This is a genomic window from Streptomyces viridosporus, from assembly GCF_002078235.1.
Taxonomy (GTDB): Bacteria; Actinomycetota; Actinomycetes; order Streptomycetales; family Streptomycetaceae; genus Streptomyces; species Streptomyces viridosporus.
The window spans coordinates 1-4781 of sequence record NZ_MSGP01000312.1 but is presented as its reverse complement, the minus strand read 5'-3'; the positions used below and the strand labels follow the sequence as shown (position 1 = coordinate 4781).

General features: G+C 73.1%; 3 protein-coding genes. All 3 read right to left on the bottom strand.

The genetic code is table 11. The features are described from left to right. Positions 1–1568 (bottom strand): Na+/H+ antiporter NhaA (gene nhaA, locus B7L92_RS22045; protein WP_174704000.1); only part of this gene is annotated, 1568 nt, incomplete at its 3' end. Between the two features lie 1590 nt (positions 1569–3158). Next, positions 3159–4085, bottom strand: a complete 927-nt coding sequence (locus B7L92_RS22030) for an ABC transporter permease (RefSeq protein ID WP_081239200.1) — start codon at positions 4083–4085, stop codon at positions 3159–3161. Then, positions 4072–4781, bottom strand: a 710-nt coding sequence (locus B7L92_RS22025; RefSeq protein WP_107501570.1) for an ABC transporter ATP-binding protein, incomplete at its 5' end; no start/stop codon positions are given. The genes B7L92_RS22030 and B7L92_RS22025, both read right to left, overlap by 14 nt.

Genomic DNA, 4781 nt, shown 5'->3' with positions numbered 1-4781 from the left:
GCCGCCCGGGCGGCGAGCTCGGAGTGCTCGTGCACGTCGGGGAGCGGCAGGTGCCGGAAGACGTAGCGGAGCCGGTCGCCGAAGCGCTGCTGCAGTTCCTGGGCGACGCCGGTGGCGTGCGCGCAGAAGGGACACTCGTAGTCCCCGTACTCCACCAGGGTCAGCGGCGCGTCCGGCGGACCGGTGATGTGGTCCGTGGCCGGGTCGACCGGGCGGTCCAGGAAACGTGGCAGGTCGGCCTCCGTCTCGCCGCGCAGCACCGCGGCGAGGTGGAACACCACCCACCCCAGGATCGCGGAGAGCAGGGCCGCCAGCAGGATGCCGACGGTCGCCTGGGCGCGCAGGGCGGGATCCTCGAAGGCGAGGCCGGCGATCAGCAGGGACACGGTGAAGCCGATCCCGGACAGGACGGCGCCGCCCAGCACCTGGCCCTCGCCGACTCCCTGCGGGAGCTTCCCGAGACCCAGACGGGCACCGCCCAGGGCGAAGCCTCCGAGGCCCACGAGCTTTCCGATGACGAGGCCGATGACCACGGCCCAGGTGACGGAGGACGACAGCGCCTCGGCCAGGACGCCGTCACGCAGGTCGACACCGGCACTGGCCAGGGCGAACACGGGGACGACGACATAACTGGTCCAGGGGTGGAGGACCGTCTGCAGCCGCTCGTTGACGGAGACGGCGCGCTGCAGCCCCATGCGGGCCGTCCGGCCCACGTCCGGGCGGGGTGACTGGCGGAAGGCGCGGAAGAGCCGGGCGGCCCGATCCACCGCCTGGCGCGTGGGGGCCCGGGCGGGGATGAGGAGACCGCCGAGCATGCCCGCGATGGAGGCGTGCAGTCCCGCTTCGAAGGTGACGAGCCACAGCGCGAGAGCGATCAGCACGTACGGGGCCGTGCGCCAGGCGCCCAGACGGGACAGTCCGGCCAGGACCACGCACAGGGCGAGCGCGGCCAGCACCAGCAGCGGACGGACCGATTCCGAGAAGACCACGCCGATCACGGCGACGGCGACGATGTCGTCGATGACGGTGATGGCCAGCAGGAAGACGCGCAGCTGGGTGACGAACCGGGGGCCGACCACGGCGAGCGCCCCCAGCATGAACGCCGTGTCGGTGCCGATGACCACACCCCACCCGTTGCTCGCGTCGCCCCCGGGGGCGATCACCAGGTACATCAGCGCGGGGACGAGCATGCCGCCGATCCCGGCCAGCGCCGGGATCACGACACGCCGGCGGTCGGTCAGCACGCCCACGGAGACCTCGTAGCGGACCTCCAGGCCGATGACGAAGAAGAACAGGGCCATCAGGCCGTCGCTGACCCAGTGCCCCAGGTTCATCGACAGATCGGCGCCGCCGATGGAGATCGACGCCTCGGTCGCCCAGAGCGCCGTGTACGTATCGGACCAGGGGGAGTTCGCCCACACCAGGGCGACCACGACCGCGGCCAGGAGCAGGCCGGCGCTGCCCGCCTCGGTGGCCAGGAAGGAACGCACCGGGCCGGAGAGCTGGGCCACCAGGGTGCGCCTTCTGGACCGGGTCTGGGCGTCCTCCTGGACGTGGGCCTTCTGCACGTCAGTCACCTGCATCACCCTGGCCGCCGTGCGGGTCCGCCGTTCCCATGGGGGCGCCTGTCCCGCTGAGGGGGCGACACCTCCGTGCCGGAGCGGGGCCGGCTTCCCGGTCCGCCGGAACGCCCGGCGCGGTGTGGCCGCCCCGACGGTGTGCGGTGGTCATGTCGTATGTGCCGAAGAAGGGCCGCGCCGGTGCCGTTGTGCTCCACGTGCGAGATCGGTGAACCTCCGGTTGGAGGGATTCGCGCGGGCTTTCCGAGCCGTGGATGTCGCGGACGGTGATGGTCATGGGGGACCCTCCTAGGGCTTTCCGGGCGAACTGCGGGCGGGGTGCGGCGACCGTCCGGCTGGGCGCGGGACAGCGGCCGACTCTTGTACACGCGGTGGGACGCCTTGACGGCGACGACGGTCCGGGCCACGGCCGACATCTGCTCGGTCTCAGGTGCCGAGCGGTTTCGGTGCGGTCCCGGTCCTGCTTAAGGGGATGGGGCGGGTGCGTACCGCCGGGCTCGGGGCACCGGTGACACGCCGGGCGGACGGGACGGCGACCGCGCCGGTGAGGACGGGGGCGAGCGCGCACTCCCGCGTCGGATTCGGCCGGCCGGGCCGGGCGACTCGCTCCGGGCCGGGGCCGCCGCGGAGGGGGACCCGGCAGCCGGGCGGCCGGGTGACGGCCTGCGGAGCGGTGCGCGGGGGCGGGGGCGGGCCGACGTTTGGGCGGCTGCCCTCGGTGACGCCGGCCGGTCTCACGGGGCCGGCCGGGTACCGGGTCCTCACCACAGGCGGGCCTCGGTGGGCTGGGAGCGGCGCGCACGGGTGGCGTCGACGGTGGTCCCGCGACGGTCGGGCACATACGGGCAGGGGGGCCGGGAACGGTCGGCGCCGGCCTGGCCGGCGAGATCGTCGACCGGGCCGCTCGTCGCACAAGGCCTCCGGTCGTGTCCGGCGCCATCCCTCAAGGGCCCTCCCCTTCCGCGTCGGCTCTCATACGGTGCCGAGTGTCTCGACGTACCCGGTTCGGGGGCGCGCAGTCGCGGTCGGTGGCTGTTTCCCGTTCGGCCACCGGTCCGTTCGGGCACCAGGACCGGGTCGACGTTCTTTCAGTTGTTCGCGGCGCTCCCGCGCCGGTGCGCCGACCGAAGGCCGCGCGGGTGGGCCCCCGGCCCGGTACTGCTCGCTCTCCCGCGCCCGCCGGGCGGTGGCCCGGGTGCCTCCGGGTGCGTCGAACAGCCGGAAGCGGGGCCTGCGTGTGCCCTGATCGGCGACCGCACCCCCACGCATCCGTCGCCGGAAAGCATGCGCGGACGAGAACTTTCAGTTAATTTCTCTCGCAAACAAGATATCACGGCACGGGTCGGGCCCCGGTGCCGGGGCCGCACGCCCCGCGGTTCCGAGCGCCGGAAAAGGCCGTGGTCCCGCCCCGGTTGCGACCGGCGGTGGATCCTGGACGGCACGACGGCACGACGGCACGACGGCACCGGCTCCGCTGCGGGGCGATGCCTTCGCGGAGCCGGTGCCGTCGTGCCGGGCGCCGTGTGCCGGGTGCGGTGGGGGAGAGCGCGCGTCCCGTGGTGAGCGCGTTCCGTTCGTTCAGCGGGTGACCAGCAGGCCCCGGCCGCGCAGTACCCGCCGCTCCAGCGGGCTGAAGACCAGCAGGTCGATGGCGATGCCGACGAGCAGGATCAGGAAGATGGCCAGGAACACCTGCGAAATGCTGGCGTTGTTCCGTCCGTTCTCCAGCAACTGGCCGAGCCCGACGCCCAGATCGGGCGAGGAGGCGATGATCTCGGCGGCCATCAGCGACCGCCAGGAGAACGCCCAGCCCTGCTTCAGCCCCGCCAGGTAGCCGGGGAGCGCGGCCGGCATCACGATGTACCGGGCACCACGCAGTCCGGTCGCCCCCAGCGTCCGCCCGGCGCGCAGGAACAGGGGCGGGATCTGGTCGATGCCCGCGACGAGGCCGTTGGCGACGGACGGGACCGCGCCGAGCAGGATCACCGCGTACATCATCGAGTTGTCGAGACCCAGCCAGAGCACGGCCGGCGGCACCCACGCCACCGACGGGAGCGACTGCAGCCCGGACAGGACGGGGCCGACGGCCGCCCGGACGAACTTCACCCGGGCGACCAGCAGGCCGAGCGGCGTGCCGATGGCGAGTGCCATCAGGAAGCCGAGCAGACCGCGCGAGACGGACGTCCAGACGTAGTCGAGCAGCGTGCCCTGCCGCCAGGCGTCGGTCACCTCGCCCCACACGTCGGACGGCGCGGGCAGCTTGTAGTCGGGGGCGACCTCGGCCCACACCAGCAGTTGCCAGACCACCAGCACCAGGGCGACGGCGGTGACGGGCGGCAGGACCTTGCGGCTCAGGGTCTCGCGCAGCGGTGTGCGGACGGTCTGCACCGACTCCAGTGCGTCGAGCCCGGCCTCCAGCCCCGCCAGATCCTGTGTGTCCGGGGACTTCCCGGCCGCCGGTGAGTCGTTCCTCCCGGCGTCGGCGCCGGTGTCAGTGCTGGCCATGACGGCGGATCTCCCTCCGTAGATCCTCGGTGATCTCGGCGGACAGCTCGGCGACCGCGCTGTCCTCGATGCGGCGCGGCTGTGCGATGCCGACGGTCCATTCCCGGGCGATGCGCCCCGGCCGCGAGGAGAGCAGCACCACGCGCTGCGCCAGCTTCACCGCCTCCCGCACGTTGTGCGTGACGAACAGCACGGACACCCCCGTCTCGCGCCAGATGCGGGTGAGTTCGTCGTGCAGGACGTCGCGGGTGATGGCGTCCAGCGCGGCGAACGGTTCGTCCATCAGCAGCAGTCGGCTGTCCTGGGCCAGCGCGCGGGCCAGTGCGACACGCTGCCGCATGCCGCCCGACAGTTCGTGCACCCGCTTGTCGTACGCGTCCTGCAGCCGGACGAGTTCCAGCAGCCGCTGCGCCTCCTGGCGGCGCCGGGGTCCCGCGATCCCGCGCAGCTTCAGCGCGAGTTCGATGTTCTTGCCCGCGGTCAGCCACGGGAACAGTGCGTGCTCCTGGAACATCAGGGCGGGCAGGCCGTCCGTGTCGATCGAGCCGGCGGAGGGCAGGTCCAGTCCCGCGACCAGGTTGAGCAGGGTGGACTTGCCGCAGCCGGAGGCTCCCAGGAGGGTGACGAACTCGCCCGGTGCGACATCGAGCGTGATGTCGTCGAGCACGAGCTGTCGCCCGCCGGGCGCGCCCGGCG

Coding starts and splice junctions, on each gene's coding strand:
- B7L92_RS22030 (WP_081239200.1), bottom strand. CDS start 4,085: ATGGCCAGCACTGACACCGGCGCCGACGCCGGGAGGAACGACTCACCG.